Annotated in this window: 14 protein-coding genes and 1 pseudogene; all 15 read right to left on the bottom strand. The window is 74.4% G+C overall.

All coding sequences use genetic code 11. The annotated features are described in order from the left end of the window. Positions 1-42: 42 nt before the first annotated feature. The 15 genes and pseudogenes from IF89_RS0100275 to IF89_RS0100205 all read right to left on the bottom strand — a co-directional run bounded on the left by IF89_RS0100275 (position 43) and on the right by IF89_RS0100205 (position 23911). The gene (locus tag IF89_RS0100275) at positions 43-1188 is read right to left on the bottom strand and encodes an acyl-CoA dehydrogenase family protein (protein WP_030759165.1); all 1146 of its coding nucleotides are present in this window, start codon (positions 1186-1188) and stop codon (positions 43-45) included. Continuing rightward, positions 1185-2375, bottom strand: coding sequence for an acyl-CoA dehydrogenase family protein (locus IF89_RS0100270; protein ID WP_051806660.1), 1191 nt, complete (start codon positions 2373-2375; stop codon positions 1185-1187). Before IF89_RS0100270 ends, IF89_RS0100275 begins: the two co-directional genes overlap by 4 nt. 76 nt (positions 2376-2451) lie before the next feature. Continuing rightward, positions 2452-3858: a condensation domain-containing protein gene (locus IF89_RS0100265; RefSeq protein ID WP_030759158.1), complete on the bottom strand. Its 1407-nt coding sequence runs from the start codon at positions 3856-3858 to the stop codon at positions 2452-2454. Then, positions 3858-7214 carry a non-ribosomal peptide synthetase gene (locus IF89_RS0100260; protein WP_030759155.1) on the bottom strand — a complete coding sequence of 1119 codons (3357 nt, stop codon included), beginning with the start codon at positions 7212-7214 and terminating at the stop codon, positions 3858-3860. Before IF89_RS0100260 ends, IF89_RS0100265 begins: the two co-directional genes overlap by 1 nt. Then, complete coding sequence (locus IF89_RS0100255) at positions 7207-11292, bottom strand: non-ribosomal peptide synthetase (RefSeq protein ID WP_051806659.1); 4086 nt, start codon at positions 11290-11292, stop codon at positions 7207-7209. Before IF89_RS0100255 ends, IF89_RS0100260 begins: the two co-directional genes overlap by 8 nt. Positions 11293-11466: 174 nt before the next feature. After that, positions 11467-12744 carry an MFS transporter gene (locus IF89_RS0100250; protein WP_051806658.1) on the bottom strand — a complete coding sequence of 426 codons (1278 nt, stop codon included), beginning with the start codon at positions 12742-12744 and terminating at the stop codon, positions 11467-11469. A 119-nt stretch (positions 12745-12863) separates the two neighbouring features. Continuing rightward, a complete protein-coding gene (locus IF89_RS0100245; protein ID WP_043192478.1) occupies positions 12864-13895 on the bottom strand; it encodes a winged helix DNA-binding domain-containing protein in 1032 nt (343 codons plus the stop codon). 12 nt (positions 13896-13907) lie between these two features. After that, the gene (locus IF89_RS0100240; protein ID WP_051806657.1) at positions 13908-14552 is read right to left on the bottom strand and encodes a 4'-phosphopantetheinyl transferase family protein; all 645 of its coding nucleotides are present in this window, start codon (positions 14550-14552) and stop codon (positions 13908-13910) included. Next, on the bottom strand, positions 14552-15385 hold the full coding sequence (locus tag IF89_RS47390; protein WP_234327629.1) for a class I SAM-dependent methyltransferase: 834 nt from the start codon (positions 15383-15385) through the stop codon (positions 14552-14554). Before IF89_RS47390 ends, IF89_RS0100240 begins: the two co-directional genes overlap by 1 nt. A 176-nt stretch (positions 15386-15561) precedes the next feature. Further along, positions 15562-18378 (bottom strand): non-ribosomal peptide synthetase, encoded by a 2817-nt coding sequence (locus IF89_RS0100230; protein ID WP_030759137.1) that lies wholly within the window; start codon positions 18376-18378, stop codon positions 15562-15564. Positions 18379-18393: 15 nt separating this feature from the next. Further along, positions 18394-19608: a cytochrome P450 gene (locus IF89_RS0100225; protein WP_030759134.1), complete on the bottom strand. Its 1215-nt coding sequence runs from the start codon at positions 19606-19608 to the stop codon at positions 18394-18396. Between the two features lies 1 nt (position 19609). Continuing rightward, positions 19610-19792: pseudogene (locus IF89_RS0100220) on the bottom strand (MbtH family protein); the annotation flags it as partial. 37 nt (positions 19793-19829) lie between these two features. After that, positions 19830-20576 carry a thioesterase II family protein gene (locus IF89_RS0100215; RefSeq protein WP_051806656.1) on the bottom strand — a complete coding sequence of 249 codons (747 nt, stop codon included), beginning with the start codon at positions 20574-20576 and terminating at the stop codon, positions 19830-19832. A 3-nt stretch (positions 20577-20579) separates the two neighbouring features. After that, the gene (locus tag IF89_RS0100210) at positions 20580-22403 is read right to left on the bottom strand and encodes a non-ribosomal peptide synthetase (protein WP_078628002.1); all 1824 of its coding nucleotides are present in this window, start codon (positions 22401-22403) and stop codon (positions 20580-20582) included. Then, positions 22400-23911 carry an aldehyde dehydrogenase family protein gene (locus IF89_RS0100205; protein WP_030759125.1) on the bottom strand — a complete coding sequence of 504 codons (1512 nt, stop codon included), beginning with the start codon at positions 23909-23911 and terminating at the stop codon, positions 22400-22402. Before IF89_RS0100205 ends, IF89_RS0100210 begins: the two co-directional genes overlap by 4 nt. Positions 23912-23930: the final 19 nt, after the last annotated feature.

Below are 23930 nucleotides of genomic sequence, written 5' to 3'. Positions count from 1 at the left end.
AAGGGGCCCCCGCAGTGCGGGGGCCCCTTCCTCGTCCTCGGCTCAGGGGGTGTGCGCCGCGGTGTCCCACAGCTGGGTGGGCCGTCCGCAGCGCAGTGCCTCCCATGCCGCGCGCCGGTAGCAGCCGGCCACCAGGCCGTCCCGGACGAGGCCGGAGGCGCCGTGCAGGTGCACCGCGTCACGGGTCACGTCGAGGGTGGTTTCGGCAGTGAGGGCGATCAGTCCGGCGGCCTCCCCCGGGGTGAGCCGGCCTTCGTCCAGGTCCCGGGCCGCGTCCCCGACGGCCCAGCGCACGGCGTCGAGCCGGGCCAGCAGCCCGGCCACCCGCAGCCGGGGGCCCTGGTGCTTGACCAGGGCCTGGCCGAACTGCTGGCGGCCGCGGATCCGGGAGACGACGGCGGTCAGCGCGGCCGCGGTGATGCCGGCCAGCAGCGACGCCTGGTGGACGGCGGCGCGCAGGCCGACGCGGGCAAGGGCCTGCTCGGCGGCGAGGCCGCGCAGCAGGACCGACCCGGCCGGGATCCGCGCCTCGTCGAAGACGGCGCCGGCGACCGCTCCCCCGCCGTGGTCACGCAGCGGGCGTACGGTCACCCCCTGCGCGGGCAGGTCGACCAGGACGATGCAGGGACCGTCGGGACCGCTCGCCAGGACCAGCAGGGCGTCCGGCCCGACGCCGGCGGCGAACGGACCGCCGGTGCCGGTGAGGACGACCCCCGCGCCGTCGCCGTCCGGTTTCCAGGCGATGCCCGGCGCTACCGTCCCGCGCGGGTCGGGCAGCCGGCCGGGGACGGCGAGCTGCAGCTCGCCGGCGCGTACCCGGTCGAGCAGGTCGTCGGTGCCCTCCGGGGCGAGGGGACCGAGGGCGGAGAGCACGTCGAGCGCGAGGAGGGTGTCGGCCAGCGGGACGGGCTGCATCGCGTTGCCCGCCTCCTCGCAGACCATCGCGAGGACGGCCTGGCCGAGGTCGAGTCCCTCCTGGTCGATGGGCAGGGCGAACTCCCACGCGCCGACCTGCGTCAGTGCCTCCCAGGCGCCGGCGGGGGTGTCCCCGTCGACCTCCAGGCCCTGGCGCACGGTGAGCCGGAGCTGCCGGAAGAGCGAGTCCTCGTCCTCCCGCTCCCGCCACCGCTCCGGCGCCGCACCGGCCGCCCCGCCCGTACCGCTTCCGTTGACCGCCTGCGTCGTCACGGCCGTACCTCCGCCCCTGAGTCGAGACGCAGCCGGGCCAGCGTCTCCAGCATCATTTCGGCGGTGCCGCCGGATATCCGCATCCCGGGGGCTTCACGCATCGCCGAATCGAGTGGGTGTGCCACCCCGTCGACCTCCGGGTCGTCGAGGGTCATGCTCGTGTCGCCGTCGAGTTCGGCGGCCCACCAGGCCACCTCCGCGGCGAGTTCGGTGGTGTACCACTTCGCGGCGGCGGCCTCGTCCTCGTTGAGCTCGCCACGGTCGAGGCGGGTCAGGACGCGGCGCACGAGGGTGCCGGCCGCGAGGAGCCGGGCGTTGAGCTTGGCCAGGCCTATCTGGTCGTGCTGGCCGGCCTCCAGCCGGTCGGTGTGGGCCTCCAGCCGTTCGACCGCGGCCCGGTACCAGCGCAGCGCCTTGACGTAGTAGTCGAGTCCGGTGCGCTCGAAGGCCAGGGTCTTGACGACGATCGCCCAGCCCTGACCGATGCCGCCGACGACGTCGTCGGCGGTGACGGCCACTCCGTCGAGGGCGACCTCGTGGAAGGCGTCGTCGCCGATGCCGGGGATCTGCCGGATGGTGACGCCGGGCTGGGCCAGGGGCACGAGGAAGAGGCTGAAGGCGTCGTCCTCGCCGCGGGCCAGGCACAGCCCGTAGTCGGCGAAGCGGGCGAAGAGGGAGTGGACCTTCGTGCCGTAGAGCTTGTAGCCACCGTTGCCGTCGGAGACGGCGCGGGTGGAGAGGATGTTGAGGTCGGAGCCTGCCTGCGGTTCGCTGAAGAGCACGCACCCGAAGGAGGTGCCGGCGGCGAAGCCCGGCAGGTGGCGCGCCTTCATCTGCGGGCTCGCGACGTTGAGCAGGGTGGAGCCGACGATCTGCACGGTGAGCGTGTGCAGCAGGTCGGGGACGTCGTGCATGGCGAGTTCCTCGACCAGCACGGCGGCGGCGACCTGGCTGACACCGCGGCCTCCGTACTCCTCGGGCCACTGGGGTGCGAGGAGGCCGCGTTCGCCCAGGGCCCGGTGGATGGGCCGGGGGTCCCGGGTGCGCCGGGCCTCGGCGACGGGGGCGGACACCAGGATGTCGTGGATGTCCTCGCGCAGGGCCCGCATGGGGGTGCGGGGCACGTCGGCCCCGCTCCGTACGAGCCCGCAGTCCGCGGGCGCGCGGTAGAACTCGGTGGTGAGCACGGGCAACTCCCTAGGCGGGTCTGGTGGGTCCGGGTGGGGATCGAGCAGGGGCCGGGGCCCGCGGCCCCGGCCCCGCTCAGTGCCGGGTGGTGGTGAGTGGGGAGGCGGGCGCGGCGACGGCCCGGTCCAGTACCTCCTCGATCCCGGTGAGCAGGCCGCGCACGTCCTCGGGCGCGGCCGCGTGCCGGTTGTACTCGGCGGTGCCGCCGATCTCGCCGTCCCGCTCGACCAGGCCGACGCAGGCCAGGGCGGCGGCCGGGTCGGGGCTGTACAGCTCCAGGTGGCGGGCCGGCGGGCCCGGCAGCTGGCCGACCTCGATGCCGGGCAGGTCCAGCGGTACGGCCGGGTAGTTGTGGAGGGCGAACAGGACGTTGTACGGCGGGGGCGTGCCGTCGCCGAACAGCACGTCCACGGGCAGGCGCTGGTGGGCCAGGGCGTCGGCCACCGCGGTGCGGGTACGGTGCAGGAGCTCCCGGAAGGAGGGTCCGTCGGCGAGGTCGAGCCGGATCGGCACGACGGTGGTGTACTGGCCCACGGCGCCTTCCAGCGGTGCGGCGAACCGGCCGGCGGCCGGGGTGCCGATCACCACGGAGGTACGGCCGTCCCTGCGGGCCAGGACGACCGCGAGCGCGGCGAGCAGGGTCATGAACGGGGTGGCCCCTTCGGCCGCGCCCAGTTCCAGCCCGGCGTCGACGGGACCGCGGGCCAGCCGTACGGGCACGTGGCCGCGCTCGAAGCCGCCCGGGGCCCGGGGCGCGGGCGGGTCCGCCGCGAAGACCGCCCGCCGGCGGGCGAGTTCGGCGGTGCCGTCCGGCCCGGCGAGCCAGCGGTGCTGCCAGTCGGCGTAGTCGGGGAACTGCAGCTCGGGCGGAGCCAGCCCCTCCGGGCCGTCCCGGTAGCCGGCGGCGAGGTCGGCGAGGAAGACCCCGGAGGACCAGCCGTCGAAGACCGCGAGGTGGGAGGCGAGGATCAGGACGTGCTCGTCGGGCGCGGTCCGCAGCAGCCGGAACGCGCTGGTGCGGCCGGTCTCCAGGTCCAGGACGGTGGAGGCGCTCTCGGTGGTCTGCAGGGCGACCCGCTCGGCAGCGGCGTGCGGGGTGAAGCCGGAGAGGTCGGCGCGGGTCAGCCGCAGCACCGGTTCCCCGTCGACGTGCAGCCGCGGCTGGTCGGCGGTGGAGCGGACCAGCCGGGTGCGCAGCGCCTCGTGGCGGTGCAGCACGCCGGTGAGGGCCTCCTCCAGCCGCCGGGGGTCGAGGGTGCCGGTCAGCCGGAGCGCGTGCGAGCCGGTGGCGACGGCCGGATGGGTCCGCTCCCGGCGCCAGAGCCGGGCCTGGAGGGCGGTCGGCGGGACCGGCCCCGCGCCGGAGCGCGGAGCCGGGTGGCCGGGTATGGGCCGGCGGGCGGCCAGCATCAGGCGGGCGAGCTCCCGTTTCGCCTCGGGGAGCGCGGCGAGCGCTCCCTCCAGCCCGGCCGGTCCGGCCATCAGGGCCCCTCGGGCTGCTGGAGGGAGCCGAGGAGGGCGGCGGCCTCTTCGTCGCTCATGTTCTCGATCTGCTCGAAGACGGCCAGCAGCCGGTCCTGCTCGCCGGCGGCCTCGGCCTTCGCCGCGCGGACGAGCTCGGCGAGGCCGGCGACGGTCGGGCGGCCGAAGAAGTCGGCGAGGGCGATGTCGATGCCGAAGAGGGCCCGGACCCGGGAGACCACGATGGTGGCCTGGAGGGAGCTGCCGCCCAGGGCGAAGAAGTCGCCCTCCACGTCCGGGTTCTGCCATTCCAGGAGCGGGGTGAGGATGTCGCGGCAGATCTGCTCCTCGACGGCGTCGCGCGGCGGGGTCCCGCCCTGTGCCGACTGCTCGGTGGGCAGGGGCAGGGCAGCGGTGTCGACCTTGCCGTGGGGGGTCAGCGGCAGCTCGTCGAGCACGACGACGACCGGGACCATGTATCCGGGGAGCCGGACGGCGGTGTAGGCGCGCAGGCCTTCGGCGTCGGCGACCTCGGAGGCGTAGCTGCCCACCTGCTCGACGGTGACGTAGGCGGCGAGCATGCGCTCGCCGCCCGCGGCGGGCTGGGCCACCACGACGGCCTGCTGCACGGAGGGGTGCCCGGTCAGGACGGCCTCGACCTCGCCGGGCTCGATGCGGTGGCCGCGTACCTTGAGCTGGCGGTCGGTGCGGCCCAGGAAGTCGAGGTTGCCGCCCGGCAGCCAGCGGACCAGGTCGCCGGTGCGGTAGAGGCGGGCGGTCTCGGGGCCGTCGGCGAAGGGGTTGTCGGCGAAGCGTTCGGCAGTGAGGTCGGGGCGGCCGAGGTAGCCGCGGGCCACGCCGGGGCCGGCCACGCACAGTTCGCCGGGGACGCCGGGCGGGACGGGGCGCAGCCGCTCGTCGAGGACGAAGGCCTGGTGGCCCGGCATGGGGCGGCCGATCGGCGGGTTGCGGTCGTAGCTTCCGGTGCAGTCCATCAGCGTGACGGCTACGGTCGCCTCGGTGGGTCCGTAGCCGTTGACGAACCGGCGCTCCCCCGCGGTCCACTCGGCGACGAGCCGGCCGGGGAAGGCCTCGCCGCCCACCGACACCAGACGCAGGTCGGGCAGGGCCGCCTGGTCGAGCAGGGGCAGCAGCGCGGGCGGGAGCTCGGCGACGGTCACGGCGTCCTCGCGCATGCGAGCCTGCAGCAGGGCCGGGTCGCGGCGCTCGTCGTCGGTGGCGATGACGAGCGAGCCGCCGGCGAGGAGGGTGGTGAAGATCTCGAAGACGGAGACGTCGAAGGTCAGCGGGGCGAACTGCAGGACGCGGTCCTCGGCCTTGATCTCGTAGGCCTTGGCAATGGTGCGGGAGAAGTGGGTGACCGAGCGGTGCTCGATCATGACGCCCTTGGGGGTTCCGCTGCTGCCGGAGGTGTAGAGCACATAGGCCAGGTCGGCGGGGGTCGAGCTGAGGGCGAGGGAGGGGACCTCCCGGACGGGGGCCGCGGTGCCGGTGTTGACGAGTTCGAGCGGGACGGGCAGTTCCGCGCTGCCGTCGACGAGGGCGTGGCGGACCTTGGCGTCGGCCAGGACCGTACGGGTCCGCTCCGCCGGGGCGGCCGGGTCGACCGGGATGTAGTGGGCACCGGCCTTGAGGACGCCGAGGACGCCGGCGACGGCGGCGGGGCCGCGGGCCACGCAGACGGCCACCGGGTCGCCGTGTCCGACGCCGCGGTCGCGCAGCCGGTGGGCGATGGCCTCGGACCAGCGGTCGAGGGCCGCGTAGTCCAGGCGCGTGGCGCCGTGCCGGACGGCGACGGCGTCGGGGTGGATGGTGGCCCGCTCCCGGAAGGCCCGGTCCAGCGTGGTGGTCCATGCGGCCTCGTCGACGGGGCCGCCGCGGGACAGCTCGCGGGCGTGCCGGGAGGCGGCCGGCTCCTCGACGAGGCTGATGTCGCCGACCTTGAGGTCGGGGTTGTCGGCGACCTGCTCCAGGACCTGGCGGAAGGCGGCGAGGAGGGCGCTGGCCGTGCCGTGCCGGTAGAGGGAGGTGTTGTATTCGAGGGAGAGTTCCAGGCCGTCGTTCTCGCCGACGAGGAAGCTCATGTCGAACTTGGCCGCTCCGTCGTGCAGTTGGTCCATGGTGAATTCGACGTCGGCGGCCTGCGCCCGGTGGGTGCCCCAGCGGCCGAGCGAGGTGAACTCGATCTGGAAGAGGGGGTGGCGCAGCGGGTCGCGGACGGGGCGGACGGCCTCGACGACCTGCTCGAAGGGCAGTTCGCTGCTGGTGAAGGAGTCCATGACGGAGGCCGCGGTGCGGGTGACGAGCTCGCGGAAGGTGAGCCCGTCGGTGACCTCCGTCCGCAGGGTGATCATCTGGACGAAGCAGCCGATGACCTGTTCCAGGTCGGGGTGCGGGCGGGAGGCGCTGGCGGTGCCGACGACGACGTCCTCGGTCCGGGTCCAGTGCCGCAGCAGCGCGTTGAAGGCGGCCAGCAGGGTGGTGAAGACGGTGGTGTTGCCCGCGTCGGCGAGTTCGGTGAGCCGGTCCAGCAGCTTCTGGTCGAGGGTCAGTTTGAGGCCGCGTCCGTCGCCCTTGGTCTCGGGGCCGCGCGGGTGGTCCGGCATGACCTCCGTGGCGACGGCGCCGGCGAGGATCTGGCGCCATTTGGCGGCGAGTGCCCGGCCGTGCTCGTCGTTCTCCAGCTTGGCGCGCTGCCAGGCCGCGAAGTCGGCGTACTCGACGGCGAGGGCGGGGGCCTCGGGGCGCCTGCCCGCGGCGGCAGCGGCGTAGCTGGCGGTCAGCTCCTCGGTGAAGATGCGGGTCGAGCCCGGGTCCCAGGCGATGTGGTGGACGACCCAGAGCAGGACGTGCCGGTCCGCGGCGAGGCGCACCAGGTGGGCGCGCACGGGCGGGGCGGCGGCCAGGTCGAAGGGGGCGGAGGCGGTGGCCGCGGTCAGCTCGGCGAGTTCCCGGTCGGCGTCGTCGCTGCCCGTCAGGTCGGTGCTCTGGACGCCGAGGACGAAGGAGGGCACCGGCTCCTGCCAGGGGACTCCGTCGATCTCGACGAGTTTGCTGTGGAGCACCTGGTGGCGGGCGACGACGGCGTTGAGCGCCTCGTGCAGGGCCGCCCGGTCGAGGGGGCCGCCCAGGGTTATGGAGAGGGCTATGTTGTTGCGGGCCTTGCCGGCGCCCAGCTTGTCGACGAACCACATCTGCTCCTGCTGGAAGGAGGAGCGGGAGCGCGGTCCGTGGTCGGCGCGCTTGAGTTCGACGCGGCGGCCCACGCCGGCCGTCATCTGGTTGCGCATCCTGCCCAGCAGCCGGGAGCGCTGTCCCTGGGGCAGGCGGCCGAGCCGTTCGGCGAGATCAGACATGGTTTCCTCCGTTGCGGTGCAGGTCTGCGAGCAGGGCGGCGAGCCGGTCGGGCAGGTGCTTGGCGAAGTAGTGGCGGCCGCCGGGGATCACGGCGAGCCTCACGTCGGCCGCGTAGCGGCCCCAGGCGCGGTAGCCCTCCTCGTAGCCGTCGGTGGCGTCGTCGGCGTCGCCGATGATGCAGGTGAGCGGGGTGGCCAGGGGCCGGTCGTAGCCGGCCGGGGTGCGGGCGAAGAAGCGGGCGGCCTCGGTCATGTCGTGCCGCACCATCCGCAGGACGGCGGTGAGGTCGCGGTCGTCGAGGACGCCGTCGAAGCCGTCCATGGTGGTCAGGTAGGCGACGAGGTCGTCGTCGCCGGAGACGCGCTCCATCTCCAGGGCGTACTCGGGGTCCTCCTCGGGGAGGGCCGCGGCGAGGTCGAGGGCGACGGGGCGCTGTCCCAGGCGTTCGAGCACGTGGGTGGTCTCCAGCGCGGTGACGACGCCGGCGCAGTGGCCGTAGACCGCGTAGGGGCCCCGGACGGTGCGGGCGATCTCCGCGGCGGCGAGTTCCGCGAACTCGGGAACCGGCAGCATCGGGCCGGGGCGCAGCGGGTCGTGCCCGGGCGGGGAGACGGCCAGGAGCTCTATGTGCGGCGGCAGTTGGGCCGCGAGGGGCTGGTAGGCGATGGCGTCGCCGCCGCCGTGCGGGAAGCAGACGAGGGTCAGGGCGGTGGTGCCGGGTTCCCGCTCGGGGGTGAGCCGGTGCAGCAGGGTGTGCGCCTGCGCGCCGGCTCCGCCGAGTTCGGCGGTACGGGCGGCGAGGCCCGCCGGGGTCGGGTTGCTGAAGAGGTCGACCACGCGCAGGGCGGCGGCTCCGCCGTCGGGGAGGGCGGCCGCGACGGCCCGTACGGCGCGCACGGCGGCGAAGGAGTCCCCACCGAGGGCGAAGAAGTCGTCGTGGGGGGCCACGTCGGCCACGCCGAGCACCTCGGCCCAGACGCCGGCGATGCGCAGGACGACGGGGTCGCCGTCCAGCGGTGCGGCGGCGGGCCGGTCGGCGGCGGGGGCGGTGGGCCGCGGGTCCGGCAGGGCGCCGCGGTCGACCTTGCCGTTGGGGCTGAGCGGCAGGCTTTCCAGCAGCACCAGTTCGGCGGGGACGCAGTGCGGGGGCAGGACCGCGCCGAGTGCGGTGCGCAGGGCGGCGGGGTCCGGGTCGGCGCCGTCCTCGGGGACGACGTAGCCGACGAGGCGGTCGGAACCGGCGGCGGTGCGGCGCGCGGCGACGACGGCTTCGCGGACGCCGGGTCGCTCGCGCAGCGCGCTCTCCACCTCGCCCGGTTCGATGCGGAGCCCGTTGAGCTTGATGCGGAAGTCGGTGCGGCCGAGGAGTTCGATGGTGCCGTCGGCGCCGTAGCGGGCCAGGTCGCCGGTGCGGTACAGGCGTTCGGTGCGGCCGGGCTCCAGTTCGACGTGGACGAACTTCTCCTCGGTCAGCTCGGGCCGGTTCAGGTAGCCGCGGGCCAGTCCGACGCCGCCGAGGTGGAGTTCGCCGGGGACGCCGACCGGGACGAGCCGGTCGTGCGGGTCGAGGACGTAGGCGCGCTGGTTGGCCATGGGGCGGCCGTACGGGAGCTTCGTCCACCGGGGGTCGACCCGGCCGACCCGGTACTCCACCGAGTGGATGGACGCCTCGGTCGCTCCGCCCAGGGCCGCGAAGGACAGTTCCGGTGCGAAGGCGCGGATCCGGTCGGGCTGGGTGACCGGGATCCAGTCGCCGCCGAGGAACGCGGTGCGCAGCCTGGGCAGTGCGGGGCCGCCGGCGTGTTCGAGCTGGTCGACGAGGAGGCCGAGGAGGGCGGGGGCGGAGTTCCAGACGGTGACGCCGTGCCGCTCGACCAGGTCGGCCCAGTGGGCGGGGTCCTTGGCGGCGGCCGGGTCGGGCAGGACGAGCGTGCCGCCCGCCGCCAGGATGCCGAGGGTTTCGTAGACGCTCATGTCGAAGCTGGGCGAGGACAGGGCGAGCACCGAGTCCGCCGGGCCGATGCCGTACGAGCGGTTGAGGTCGAGGAGGTTGTTCACGACGCCGCGGTGTTCCAGGGCGATCCCCTTGGGGGTGCCGGTGGAGCCGGAGGTGAAGATGACGTAGGCGAGGTCGCGGGCGGTGACGGGGACGTCGGGCCGGGTCGCGGGGAGCTCGGCGAGCGCGGCCCGGTCGGTGTCCAGGAGCACCCGTGCCGTGCCGTCGGGGACGGGCAGCCGGCCGATCAGCTCCGCGTCGGAGACGACGATGGGCGGGGCGGCGTCCTTCAGCAGCAGGGCGAGCCGCTCGGCGGGGTAGTCCGGGTCGAGGGGGACGTAGGCCGCGCCGGCCTTCAGGACGGCGAGGATCGCGGTGACCAGTCCGGGGCCGCGGCGCAGGCACAGGGCGACGGTCCGGCCGGGGCCGGCGCCGGCCGCCACGAGCCGGTGCGCGAGCCGGTTGGCGCGCTCCTCCAGCTCGCGGTAGGTGACGCTCCAGCCGCCGAGGCTGCCGAGGAGCACGGCGGGCGCGTCGGGCCGGCGGTCGGCGTGCTGCTCGAAGAGGTGGTGCAGGCAGGCGTCCTGGGGGAAGGGGGCGCGGGTGGCGTTCCAGTCGTCGAGGGCGGCGCGCCGCTCGGCGTCGGTGAGCAGCGGCAGGGCGGACAGCGGGGCGTCGGGGCGGTCGACGGCGCCTTCGAGGGTGGTGAGGAAGTGGCCGAGCAGCCGGTCCACGGTCGAGGCGTCGAACAGGGCGGTGGGGTACTCCACGAGGGCGCGGACGGCGGTGCCCGTGTCGTGGACGCTGATCATGAGGTCGTACTTGGTGGCGTGGGAGGAGAAGTCGATGGGCTCGGTGGCGAGGCCGGCCAGGCCCGGAGCGGTGTCCGGGGTCTCGTCGAGGAGGAACATCACGGAGGTCAGCGGCGGCCGGCTCGGGTCCCGGGGCAGGCCGAGGGTGTCGACGATGAGGTCGAAGGGCAGTTCCTGGTGCGCGTACGCCTGGAGCGTGGTGTGGCGGGTGGCGCGCACCAGCTCGGCGAAACCGGGGTCCCCGCCGGTTCTGATGCGCAGCGGCAGGGTGTTGACGAAGAAGCCGATGAGGTCGCCGAAGGCCGGGTGGTCGCGGCCGGAGACGGACGTGCCGACGACGATGTCCTCCTGGCCGGTCCAGCGGCGCAGGGTCGCGGCGAAGCCGGCCAGCATCGTCATGTAGAGGGTGGCGCCCTCGGACTTGCCGAACTCGCGCAGCCGGGCGATCAGGTGCGGCGGGAGGTCGATGTAGCGGGAGGCTCCCTCGTGGCCGAAGACGGGCGGACGGGGCCGGTCGGTGGGCAGGTCCACGGGCGTGGCACCACCCAGTTCCTCCCGCCAGAAGGAGGTCAGCCCCTCCAGCCGGTCGCCGCTGACCCGGCGGCGCTGCCAGGTCGCGAAGTCGGCGTACTGCAGGGCGAGCGGGGCGTTCGCCTCGGCGGGGACCCCGGTGCGGGCGGCGTAGGCGCGCTCCAGTTCGGTGTAGAGGATCCGCATCGACCAGCCGTCGGTGACGATGTGGTGCAGGTTGAGGACGAGGACGTGGTCGTCGGCGCCCAGGCGGCCCAGCCGGGCCCGCAGCGGAACGGCGCCGGCCAGGTCGAAGGGGGCGCCCGCGTCCGCGTCGTAGAAGGGGCGGACGGCTTCCTCACCGGGCAGTTCGGTCAGCGGCAGGGGCAGCCGGAAGCCGTCCACCACGCGAGGCAGGGCCTCGGTGGCGCCCTCCTGGTAGGTGTACACCGTGCGCAGCACCTCGTGGCGGTCCACGATGTCCTGCAGGGCCGCGTGCAGGGCGGGCACGTCGAGCGGGCCGCGGATGCGGGTGGCGACGGGCACGTTGTAGGCGGGGCTGCCGGGCTGGAGCTGGTCGATGAACCACAGCCGGCGCTGTGCGAAGGAGAGCACCGGCGGGTCCGCGGGGTCGCGGGGTGCCGGCTCCGGGTCCTCCCGTACGGCGGCGCGCCCGCCGGTGCGGCCCGTCAGGGCCTGGAACAGTGCCCTGCGGGACTTCGGCAGTGCGGCTATGCGTTCGGCGAGGGACTCGCTCACCTTGAGCCTCCGTGCGTCTTCGGGAGAGGGAGTACGGCAGGGCGCGCCGCGGGAACGCGGCGCGGGCGTGCGGGTGTGCTGGTGTGCGGGTGCGGGTGGGCCCGGGCGGGCGTGGGAGCGGGTGCCGGGAGCGGGTGCCGCTCGGCGGGCACCCGCTCCCGTGGGGCCGGACCGTCAGGCGGTGATCCTGGCCTCGTCCGCCGTCGGAGATCCCTCCTCGGCGGTGTCGTCTCCGCCGGGCATCTCCTTGATCTTGGCGACCGGCCCGCCGAGCAGGGTCAGGCCGCCGATGATGGTGACCGCACCGGCCACCGCGAGGCCGCCGGTGAGGCCGATCGCCTCGCCGAGCGCACCGCCGGCGAAGTAGCCGAGGGACAGGGCGCCGTACACCGCGGAGAGCGCGGTGCCGCTCACGCGGCCCATCTGCTCGTTCGGGGTGACCCCCTGCACGAGGCTGAGGACGTGGATGTCGAACATCGGGGAGACGAAGCCGATGACGGCCTGGACCACGATCAGTCCGACGAAGCCGCCGACCGCGCCGCCCGTCGGGACCAGGATGTAGCCGGCGCCGAGCACGACCGCGGTGATGACCAGGAGGCGGCCCACCGAGAGGCTCTTGGAGACGACCTCGGAGAGCACCGCGCCGACGATGACGAAGACCGACATGACGGCGAAGGCGACACCGACCTGGCCGGGGCTGAGGTCCAGCACCTTGTAGGCGTAGACGATCAGGATGGCGTCACCCATCGCGGCACCGAGGTTGACCACGACGTTGGCGGTGAACAGGCCGCGCAGGACCGGGTTGCCGAAGAGGGTCCTCATGCCCTCCTTCATCTCCGCCTTGGCGGAGGCCTTGCGCTCTTCGGTGCGCTCGCGCACGTCCCGGTGGCGGATGACCAGCAGGGCGATGAGCGAGATGAGGAAGGTGAACGCGTCGGCCGTGATGGCGCGTGCGGCGCCGAGCAGCTGGATGAGCGCGCCACCGGCGCCGGCGCCGACGGCCTCGGCGACGCTGCGGCTGATCTGGAGCTTGGTGTTGCCCTCGATGAGGTTCTCGGTGCCGATGAGCTGGGGCAGCCAGGACTGGTACGAGACCTCGAAGAAGGTGGTCAGGCAGCCGGTGATGCCGGCCACGATGAAGAGGTGGGTCATGGTGACGGAGTCGAGCGCGAACGCCAGCGGGATCGTGGCCAGGGCCAGGAAGCGGCCCAGGTCGGCGACGATCATGACGGTGCGCCTCGAGACCCGGTCGGCCACCAGCCCTGCGATCGGGGCGAGCAGCAGGAAGGGGAGGAAGCGCAGCGCGCCGAGCACGCCGACCTCCAAGGCTCCGCCGTCCAGCACCACGACCGCGAGGGTCGGAAGTGCCAGAAGGGAGATCTTGTCGCCGAAGTTGCTGACGGTCTGCCCGAACCACAGGCGATTGAAATCGGAATGCCGACCGAGTGCCATGTCGACGCCCTTTTCTGATTGGGTACGGAATTGTCGGACGGCACTGACGCTATGGACCGCGAGTTAGACCCCGGTTACGCATTCCGGGACTATAGAACGCTTGTAGACATGCGATGAGTTCAGCTGGAGAAGCGTGCGATGTCGGCGCTCTCGCGGGCGATCCCGGCGGCCACGGCGGGGCTCCAGGGTGCCGTTCCCGCGAAGGGTTCGACCGTGACGGGCGTCCCGCGGCGGCCGCCCGACCAGGTGCCGACGGCCATGCCGTCGACGATCACGGTGGCCCGGATCTGTCCGCCGCCGGGCCACACGCGGCGCTCGTGCTCCGCCGGTACGGACAGGGCCCGGTCGCGGTAGCCGACGAGGTAGTTGTCGTAGGCCGGCAGCAGTCGCACGTCGGGTTCGGCGGGGGCGGGCGGGGCCTCGGGGCCGGTGTCCCGGACGGCGGCCCAGGCGCTTCTGCCCGTGGTCGTCCTCAGACCGGACCAGTGGACGAAGTCCAGGGCGTCGGAGGGGCCGTGGGCCGCGCGGTAGCGCCGCGCGAGCTCCCGCACGGCCGCCTCCCCGGTGTACGGCAGGGGCCCGGTGGCGGGCAGCCAGTCGTCGAGGAGGACGAAGGTCGCCTCGCCGCCGCGCTGCGGTCCGTGGCAGATTCGGCCGGCGAGGGCGGCGCGGCGGATGAGGTGGAAGGCGGACTGCCCCTTCGGCTCGACCCCGAGGGTGGTGAGCCGGTCGGTGAGCTGGGCGCGGGTCAGCGGGCCCTCGGCGGCGATCGCGTCGGCGATGAGCCGCTCCGAGCGCGTGCACAGGTCCTCGTCCAGGCCGAGTTCGCGCAGGCGCCGCGCGGCGAGCGCCAGGTGGAGGGGGCCGAAGAGGGCCAGCAGCCAGCGGGCGTCGGCGGCCGGCACCAGCTGGAGGGTGCCGCGCATGAACCAGCCCCGGACGGCAGTGCGTTCGGTGTCGGTGGCCCGGCGCACCGCCTCCAGGGTCAACCCGCGGGCGCGGACCCGCAGCCCCAGTTCCGCCGCGGGCAGGTCCTGCGCCTGGACGGCCAGCACCCGGCCCAGGACGGCGGCGACGGAGTCCTCCCGGACCTCGCCCCCGATCGCCTGCGCGCGCGCCCTGAGAAGCCGTTCGGTCGTACGTCGTTCCACGTGTCCAGTCTTTCAGCCGAGCAGCCGCAGCCGCATCTCCTCGCGGGCCGCCACGCATCCGACGGCCTGCGCACCGCCCCAGTCCAGCAGCCGCCATCCGCGCCAGCGCGGCGGCTCCTGCCCGTACACGGGCAGATCGATGCGGGCGGGCTCGTCGAGCGTGCCCGCCCCGACCTTGACCAGGGACTCCTTTCGTACCCACTGGCGCAGGAACGCGCGTCGTGGATCACTGTCCGACCGCAGGGCGGCCAGTTCCTTCTCCGTGCAGACGGACGATGCCGTCCGCCAGTCCACGGGCCCGTCGCCGACGGCCTCCACGTCCACGCCGACCGGGCCGTCGGCCGCGGCCGCCGCGACCCAGCCCCGGGCGTGCGCGAGGCTGACGCCGGTGCCGGGCGCCTCCACGAGCCGCGGCCGGCCGTGCGGCCGGTCGCAGGAGCCGCAGCTCTGAACGACGGTGAGGCCCTGCGCCGGGCGGCCCAGGAGCCGCCCGGCGCAGAGCCGGACCAGTGCGTGCGCGGCCAGGAAGTCCTCCCGGTCGCCGGCCGACCGGAGGGCGCCGGCGCGGTCCAGTTCGGTACGGGTCAGCAGCTCCCGTACGTCCCCTGCCGCGGCCAGCACCGCTCCGGTCGGCCCGGCCAGTGCGAGACCGGCCATCAGCGCCTGCGGCGCAACACCGCGTAGTAGCCGGGCAGCCGCAGGGCGTCGGAGTCCGACTGGGGGTCGATGGCATGCAGTTCGATCGCTTCGTCCTCGACGATCTCCCAGCCGTCGGCGCCGAAGGCCTCCGCCAGCTCCGGGCGGGTGAAGCGGTGCGAGTGCCGGACGCCGGCCGCTTCCAGCGGGCCGACCAGGTCCTCGGCGCGGCCGCGCTTGCCGCCGACGAAGCCGAGGTAGCCGAAGGAGTTGCTGGAGTAGTCGGGCTCGTGCACGATCAGCGTGCCCTCGTCGCCCAGCAGCCGGTCGGCGACCGCGGCGAGCCGGGCCCTCGCCTCGGTGTCCAGGACGTGGAAGACGCCGCGGACGAAGATGTTGTAGGGACCCTCCCCCAGCACCGCTGCCTGTTCGGCGTCGGTCATGTCGATCGCCAGGTAGTCGACGTTCGCCACGCCTTCGGCCTCGCGCTTGGCGTGGTCGATGGCGCTGGCGGAGACGTCGACGCCGATGACCGACGGGTAGTGCGGGGCGAGTTCGCGGCTGTAGCGGCCGTTGCCGCAGCCGAGGTCGATGAGCGGCAGGTCGGCGCGGAAGTGGCGCTGCGCCTGGCCGAGGAGCCACTGGAACTCCTCGCCGCTGTCGGCGTCCCAGATGACGTCGCCGCCGCGGCCGGTGCGGCTGATGCCGGCCCAGTAGCGCTCCCAGGCGTCGCCGGTGTCGCGCTCCTCGGCCTTGGCCGCGTCGGCGCCCTCCTCGCCGGGCGGCGGGGAGTACTGCTCCCACACCTCGTCCTCGCCGAGGGCCTCCAGCAGGCCGGTGAACTCGTCGAACATCGCGTCGATGAGTCCGTCCGGGTAGACGGCGGGAAGGAAATCCCAGTTGAAGGTGAGCCCTTCGGGCTTCTCGAACACCTGGAAGTCCAGGGAGACCTGCGGGGTCTGGGAGATCCCGTACACGGGGGCGCCCAGTTCGGTCTCCTCGTACTGCGGCGGGTGGCCGGCCAGGCTGGTCATGACCACGGGCATGGCCGGGGCGAGGGAGCCGCGCAGCTTGGTGAGTTCGCGCAGCACCTGCACCCCGCTGAAGTAGCGGTGCTCCAGGTCGGCCCACAGGCGGCGCTGCACCGCCTGGGCCCGTCCGGCGAAGGTGGAGTCCTGCTGTTCGACGGCGAGCAGCAAGGTGGTGGTGGTGTCCGCGAGCAGCGCGTTGACCTGCGGGTGCAGCGGGAGCCGGTTGAAGAGCGGGAAGTTGATGGTGAAGCGGGCCTGGCCGCAGGCCCTGCCGAGGATCTACGGCATACGAGATGTAGAGAGGTCTCGTGGGCTCGGAGATGTGTATAAGAGACAGGGGTGGCGAGGCGGTCGCGCCAGTACCACTCGGAGCGGCGGTAGATCTCGCTGTCGCGCAGCGAGTTGCCGACGGCGAGCACGTAGTCGCGGAAGGTCAGCTCCAGCGGGGCGAGTTCGGCGTCCGGTTCCACGTAGTAGGTGACCAGGTCGGGGACGAGGACCTGGAAGTAGCTCCAGGCGTCGGCGACGAGGAAGTCCAGCGAGAGGTGGATCCGCGCCCGGCCGCCGCCGAGCAGGCTGATCCGCACGTCGAAGAGCGGCCAGGCGTCGGCGTCGAGGACCTGGTGGGACAGCTTCTCGCGCAGGGCGGCCAGTTCGGCCGTGCGGGACTCCTCGTCGAGGCCGCCGAAGTCGGTGACGGGGATGTCGTAGGCGGGGACCTCCTCGAAGACCTGCTGGGTGCCGTCGGGCAGGACGCGGGTGCGCAGGGCGTCGTGGCGTTCGACGAGCCGGCGCCACGCCCTCTCGAAGCGCGGTACGTCGAGCTTCTGGCTCTCCCACTCGAAGTAGCCGTGGCAGCCGACGTTGCCGAGTTCGACGAGTCCGCCGCGGCCGATCCACAGCGCCTGCTGGCTCTCGGTCAGCGGGAACGGCTCGAACCGCGCGGCGGGGTCGGGGACGATCGCCGGGAGACCGCCGAAGGATCCGCGGCCGCCCGCCCGCTCGGTGGTGACCAGGGTCGCGAGTTCGGCGACGGTGGGGCAGGTGGACAGGTCGGAGAGGCTGAGCTCGACCCCGTAGCGGCGCCGGATCTCGTCGATGAGCTGGAAGGCCAGCAGCGAGTGCCCGCCCAGCTCGAAGAAGTTGTCGTGGATGCCGACGCCGTCGGTGCGGAACGCCTCGGCCCACAGCCGGCTCAGGCCGTCCTCGACCTCGTTGCGCGGTGCCTCGTAGCCGGCGCCGACGCCGTCGCGGCCCTCCGGGGGCTCGGGCAGGCTGCGCCGGTCGACCTTGCCGTTGGGCAGCCGCGGCAGGGAGGGCAGCACGACGACCGTGGCCGGGACCATGTAGTAGGGCAGCGTACGGGCGACCTCGGCCCGCACGGTGGCCGAGTCGGGCTCGGCGGCGCCGGCCGGGGACACGTAGGCGATGAGCCGCTTGTCGCCGGGGCCTCGCTCCTGGGTGACGACGACGGCCTCGGCGATGCCGTCGAGCCGTGCGATGTGCGTCTCGACCTCGCCGAGCTCGACGCGGAAGCCGCGGATCTTGACCTGGGAGTCGGAGCGGCCGAGGAGTTCGACGGCGCCGTCCTCGCGGCGGCGGGCGAGGTCGCCGGTGTCGTAGAGCACCGGGTGCGGGTCGTCGGGCAGGACGTTGGGGTGGAACTTCGCGGCGGTGAGCTCGGGGCGGCCGTGGTAGCCGGCGGCGACGCCGGCCCCGGAGACGTGCAGCCGGCCGACCTCGCCCTCGGCGACGGGGCGGCCGTCGTCGTCCAGGAGGTGGACGCGGAGGTTGGCGATCGGTACGCCGACCGGGACCTGGCGGGTGGCGCGGACCTCCTCGGAGGTGGCCTGGCTGGTGAAGTCCACGCCGGCGCCCAGGTCGAGGCAGGACAGCACGTTCGTGGTCTCGGTGGTGCCGTACGTCATCACCACGCGGAAGGGGGTGTCGACGGGCGGCCAGCTGTGCACGCGCTCGGCGGTGGTCACGAGGATCCGCAGCGCCGTGTCCGCCGGCCAGTCCAGCGCCCACGCGGGTTCGGCCAGCGCGGCCACCAGCATGGTGTGGGTGATGCCCTCACCGACGAGCCAGTCGCGGATCTGCTCGGGGGTCTGCGCCTGGCCCGCCTCGGGGATGTGGATCGCGGCGCCGGCCGGCAGGTAGGCGAGCCATTCCATGATCTGGACGGCGAAGCCGGGGGTGGACATCCAGGAGGCGCGGTCGCCGGGGCGGACCCCGTAGGCGCGGGTGGTCCAGTGCACCAGGTTGGTGAGGGCGCCGTGCCGCTCCAGGACGGCCTTGGGGGTACCGGTGGAGCCGGAGGTGTAGATGAGGTGGCTGATGGTGTCGGGGCCGGTCACGGCGTCGGGCGCGGTGTCCGGCATGCCCCGTCCGGCGGTGGCGACCTCGGCCGTCGGGACGTCCTGCGGTATCCGGCGGCCGAGTTCGGCCGGGGTGAGGACCAGCAGCGGCCCGGCGTCGGCGATCATCGCGGCGAGCCGGTCGTCGGGGTTGACCGGGTCCAGCGCGACGACGGCCGCGCCCGTCTTGAGGATGGCCAGGGAGCCCAGGACGTATTCGGCGCTGCGCGGGTAGCAGAGCCCGATCCGGGTGCCGGGGGCGGCTCCCCGGGCGGTCAGGGCGTGCGCCAGGCGATTGGTGGCGGCTTCCAGCTCGGCATAGGTCCAGGAGCGGTCGCCCTGCGCGAGGGCGGTGGCCGTGGGGGTTCGGGCGGCCTGTTCGGCGAGGAGCTGCGGGTACCCGGTGGCGGGGAACGCGGCGTCCGAACGGTTGAAGTCGACGAGTGCGGTGGTCACAGTACGGGCCCTTTCTTACTTCGCGAAGGCTCGGCTGCGCAGCAGCCGCACGGGGAGACTGTTGATCCCCCAGGTGAAGTTGGACGAGTTGAAGGTGGCGGGGCCGGTCAGTTCGAACCCGTCCAGGACGGCGAGCATCTCGGTGAGCAGGGCGCCGAGTTCGAAGCGGGCGAGGCGGGCGCCGAGGCAGAGGTGGCGGCCGTGGCCGAAGGCGACGTGCCGGTTGGGGCGGCGGTCGACCCGGAAGCTGTGCGGGTCGGCGAAGACGTCCTCGTCCCGGTTGGCCGAGACGTTCCAGAGCGTGACGCGGGCGCCGGCGGCGATGCGGCTGCCGGCGATCTCGGTGTCGTGGGCGGCGGTGCGCAGGGCGTGCACACCGGGCGTGGTCCAGCGCAGGATCTCCTCGACCGCGGGGGCGATGCCGTCCGGGCCGAGGCCGCGCAGCAGCCGCCACTGGTCGGGGTGCTCGGCGAACATGTGGACCGCGCCGGCCGCCGAGTAGCGGGTGGTCTCGTTGGCGCCGGACAGGACGCCGTTGAGGTTGAAGACGATCTCGTGGTCGCTGAGCGGCCGTTCGGTGCCGTCGCCCTCGTCGACGAGGGTGTCGTGCGCGATCTGGCTGACCAGGTCCTCGCCGGGGCGGGCCCGGCGCTCGGCGAGCAACTCGATGAAGTAGAGGAAGATCTCCGAGTGGGCGCTGCTGCGCACCGCCTCGTCCGGGGAGTCGAACGCGTCCGTGGTCAGGGCGCCGATCCAGGCCCAGTCGGCGCGCGGGATGCCCAGGACGGCGCAGACCACCCGGTTGGGCAGCTGCTTGGCGAGGTCGATGAAGTCCAGTTCGTCGCGTTCGGCGGCCTCGGTGACCAGGTCGGCGACGACCTGCTCGACCAGGGCTTCCAGGCGCGGCATCTGCTGCGGGCCGAAGGCCTGTCCGAGGGCCCGCTTGAGGCGGGTGTGGTGGGGCACGTCCGAGACGATGAGCATGCGCTGGGCGACGGCGGCGACGGCGGCGGGGTCGCTCCCGAGGCGCATGCCGCGGCCGGAGGTGAAGGTGTCGCTGTCGGCGTAGACCTTCATGATGTCGCGGTGCCGGCTCAGCGCCCAGAAGCCGCCGTCCTCGCTGCCGGGCTCGGGGTGCCAGTGGACGGGCGAGTTGGCGCGCAGCCAGGTGAAGGTCGGCCAGAAGTCGTTGCGGCCGAAGGGGCCCGGGTCGAGCAGGTCGATCTCCATCTCAGGCTCCTCGCAGGCTGAGCGGGCGGATGTCGGGCCAGTGGGCGTCGACGAAAGCGGCGCATTCGTCCTCGGTGCCGTCGAAGCCGGCCGGCGTCCAGCCGTCGGGCGTCTCGCGCGTGGCGGGGTACAGCGCGTACTGCCCCTCGTGGTTCACGAGGACCTGGTGGGTGGTGGGCACGGTGTCCTCCGGGCTCGGGCCGTCGGGTGCGGGCGGGCTGTCAGGCGGTCGGGGCGAGGGGTGCGCCCTCGCCCCGCAGCAGGGCGGTCAGGTGGTCCAGTACGGGCTGGGGGCGGCGCAGTACGGCGTGGTGGCCGCCGGTGGTGGTGTGGCGGGTGAAACCGGCGGTGGTGACGGCAGCCCAGCCGTCCAGATCGGTGGCGCTGACCGTCTCGTCGCCGTCGGCGCCCCAGGCGTGCACGGGCACGGAGAGCGGGACGCCGGGTCGGTGGACGTAGCTGAGGGACAGCTGGGCGTCCTTGCGGAGCATCCCGACCATCAGGGCCCGGGTGTCCTCGTCGAGCAGGCGGGGATCGAGGTCGGCGGTGTCGAAGAGCTTGTCGAGCTCCTCCCCGTCGTCGACGATGCCGCGGCCGGCCCCGGTCCAGTGGCCGGGCGCCCGGCAGCCGCTGACCACCAGGACGCGCGGGGTGACCCGGCGGGAGACCTCGTAGCCGAGGAGGCCGCCGAAGCTGTGCCCGAAGACGATCAGGGGCCGCCTGCCGACGGTGGACACCAGTTCGGCCGCGATGGCCTCGACGGCTTCGTCGAAGGTGTCCGGCATGGGCTCGCGCCAGCGGTTCTCCCGGCCCGGCAGCTGTACGCCGTACACCTGCGCGGTGCCCTCCAGGGCGGGCTGCCAGGCACGGAACTGCTGGCAGCCGGCCCCCGCGGGGGGCAGGCACAGCAGGACGGGCAGGGCCGGGTCGGCGGGATCCGGCGTCCAGGTGGAGATCCAGGTGCCCATGGCCTACGCCCCCTCGGCGGTGTCGGCGGCGGCCGTGTCCCGTTCGGCGGCGAGCCGGTCGATCTCGGCGGCGACGTCGGCCACCGTCGGCCGGGCGAGCAGCGCCCCCAGGCCGACGCGCAGTCCGGTGGTGCGGCGCAGCTCCGACACCGCGCGGGCGGCGGCGAGCGAGTGGCCGCCCAGGTCGAAGAAGTCCGCCTCCGGCCCGGGGACGTCGGTGCCGAGGACCTCGGCCCACACCGTCATCACCGTGCGCTCGCTCGCGCTGAGCGCGGCGCCGGCGGCCCCGTCCGTCCCGCCGCCCCGCTCCGGTTCGGCCAGGGCGCGGGCCAGCGCCGCGCGGTCGGCCTTGCCGGTGGTCAGCGTCGGGATCCGGTCCAGTACCCGTACGGCAGCGGGTACCGCGGCGGCGGGCAGCTGCTTGCGGCAGCGCTCCAGCACGCGGTCGCAGAGCGCGGCCGGGTCGGCGACGCCGGGCGCCGCGACGACGGCGAGGCCGAGGGTCTGGCCCGCGGTGAGCGGGCAGCACGCGGCGGCGACGACCTCGGGGAGTTCGGCGGCGATGCGTTCGACCTCCCCGAGTTCGATGCGGTGGCCGCGGACCTTGACCTGGTCGTCGCGGCGGCCCCGGTACTCCAGTTCGCCGCCGTCGCGGCGGATCACCACGTCGCCGGTGCGGTACATGCGGGTGCCGCCGCCCTGGAAGGGGTCGGGCAGGAAGCGGCTGGCGGTGAGCCCGGGGCGGCCCCGGTAGCCGCGGGCGACGGCGGGGCCGCCGAGGTAGAGCTCGCCCTCGGTGCCCGCGGGCACCGGCCGCAGCTCCTCGTCCAGTACGTACGCCCGGTAGCCGGGCAGCGGGTGTCCGATGCTGGTCACGTCGTCCCCTCGTCGGCTGTCGGCCCAGGTGGCGGCGATGGTCACCTCCGTCGGCCCGTACACGTTGAGCAGCCGGCGGCCTGCGGTGAACCGCTCGGCCAGGGCGGCGGGGCAGGCCTCCCCGGCGACGACGACCACCTCGGCGGAGTCGAGGCCCGTACCGTGCGCGGCGAGCAGCGACGGGGTGAGGGAGACCGTGCGCAGTCCGGCGGGCAGCGGTTCGCGGCCCTCCGCCGCGGCCTGGCGGAGTCCGTCGAGGGAGAGGTCGGTGAGGGCCACCCCCTGGCCGTGGACGAGGTAGAGCAGGGTGCACCAGAGCCAGCCGTCGAAGGCGGGCGACACGGCGTTGAGGCCGAGTCCGCCGGGCGGCAGGCCGAGTCCGCGCAGGGCCTCGACGAACGTGTCCAGGCCCCGGTAGGTGACCTCGACGCCCTTGGGGCGGCCGGTGGTTCCGGAGGTGTAGATGAGGTAGGCGCAGCCGTCGGGGGCGGGTGGGGAGACCGCGAGTGCCCCGGGGGCGCCGCGGCGGACCTCGCGGGGGGTCAGGAGGCCGGTGCCGCCGGTCTCCAGGCCGGCGGGCACGCCGGGGGCGACCAGCAGGGCGGCGCCGGCGTCGCGCAGGATGCCGCCGAGCCGCTCGACGGGATGGCCGGGGTCCAGCGGTACGGCGGTTGCGCCCAGGCTCCATACGGCGAGGAGGGCGGGCACGCTCTCGCGGGACCGGCCCAGCAGGAGCGCGACGGGGGTCTCCGGGCCGACTCCGGCACGGGCGAGGGCGGCGGCGTACCGGGCGGTGCGGGCGGTCAGCGCCGCGTAGGTGAGGGTGCCGTCCGCGGACTTGACCGCGGTCTCGTTCGGCTGTTCGCGGGTCCACCGTTCGAGGCGGGCGAACAGCGGCGGGAGGGCGCCCGGGGCGCTCGCCCCGGCCGGCCCGGCATGGGGCTCGGTCATCCGTCGTTCCTCTCGGTGTCCGCGGGGCGGGCGGCCTCGGTGGCCCGCAGCCGCGGGCCGACCACCTGGCTGCCTGCGCCCTGCGGGAGCTGCATCGACTTGGTCTCCAGGAAGGCCTCCAGGCCGGCCGTGCCGCACTCGCGTCCGATCCCGGACTGCTTGAACCCGCCGAAGGGGGCGGCCGGGTTGAACTGGCCGCCGTTCACGTCGACCAGGCCGGAGCGGAAGCGGCGCGCCACCCGCTCGGCCCGGGCGTCGTCGCCGGACCAGACCGCGCCGTGCAGCCCGTAGCGGGTGCCGTTGACGATCCGGACGGCCTGCTCCTCGTCGTCGTAGGGGATGACGGACAGCACCGGTCCGAAGATCTCCTCCTGGGCGATCGTGGTGAGCGGGTCGACGTCGGCGAAGACGGTCGGCCGGACGTAGTAGCCGGTGTCCAGGCCGGCGGGCCGGCCGGGGCCGCCGTGGACCAGGCGGGCGCCGCCCTCCTCCATGCCGCGGCGGATGTAGGCGGTGACGCGGGCGTGGGCGGCAGCGGACACCAGCGGGCCGAGGTCGGTCGCCGGGTCGCGCGGGTCGCCGGTGACGTAGCCGTCCATGGCTCGGGCGGCCAGTTCCACGGCCTCGTCCTGCCGGTCGCGCGGCACCAGCAGCCGGCTCCACTGCAGGCAGGTCTGGCCGGTGTTGAAGAGCACCTGGTCGACGGTGGCGGCCACGGCCGCGGCCAGGTCGGCGTCGTCGAGGACGAGGCTGGCGTTCTTCCCGCCCAGTTCGAGGTGGACGCGCTTGACGCGGTCGGCGCCGAGCGCGGAGACCTCGCGCCCGGCCCGGGTGGATCCGGTCAGGGAGACCACGTCGACGTGCGGGTGGGTGGCCAGGGCCGTGCCGACCGTGTCGCCGGTGCCGACGACCATGTTGAAGACGCCGGGGGGCAGGTCCGCCTCGGCGATCGCCTCGGCCAGCAGCCGGGCGTGCAGCGGGGTGATCTCGCTCGGCTTGTGCACGACGGTGCACCCGGCCGCCAGCGCCGGGAGGATCTTCTGCACGGTGAGCAGCAGAGGGGTGTTCCACGGGGTGATGCAGGCGGCGACGCCGGCGGCCTCGCGGACGACGAGCGAGTGGCCCACCCGCTCCTCGAAGGCGTAGGAGGCGGCGGTCTCGACACAGTGCGCGGCCATGCCGAGGGAGAGCCCGACATGGGTGTGGCGGGCCATCCGGGCGGGCGCTCCGACCTCGGCGGTGATGATCTCGGCGAAGCGGTCGGCACGCGCCTCCATGGCGGCGACGACCCGGCGCAGCAGGGCGGTCCGCTCCCGCAGCGGGGTGGCGGCCCAGCGTGTGAAGGCGCCCGCGGCGGCGCGGGCGGCGAGGTCGGCGTCCCGGACGGTGCCGGCGGGCACGGTGGCCAGGGCGCGCTCGGTGGCCGGGTCGGTGACGACGAGGCGGCCGTCGGCGTCGGAGGCGACCCAGGCGCCGCCGATCCACTGGTCGGTGTAACGGGGCGGCAGGGGGGCCGGCTCCGGCGCG

Origin of the sequence: Streptomyces sp. NRRL F-2664, assembly GCF_000719345.1 — a bacterium.
In the GTDB taxonomy this organism is placed as follows: Bacteria; Actinomycetota; Actinomycetes; order Streptomycetales; family Streptomycetaceae; genus Streptomyces.
The sequence above is the reverse complement of the archived record's forward strand: the minus strand, read 5'-3'. Positions and strand labels throughout refer to the sequence as shown.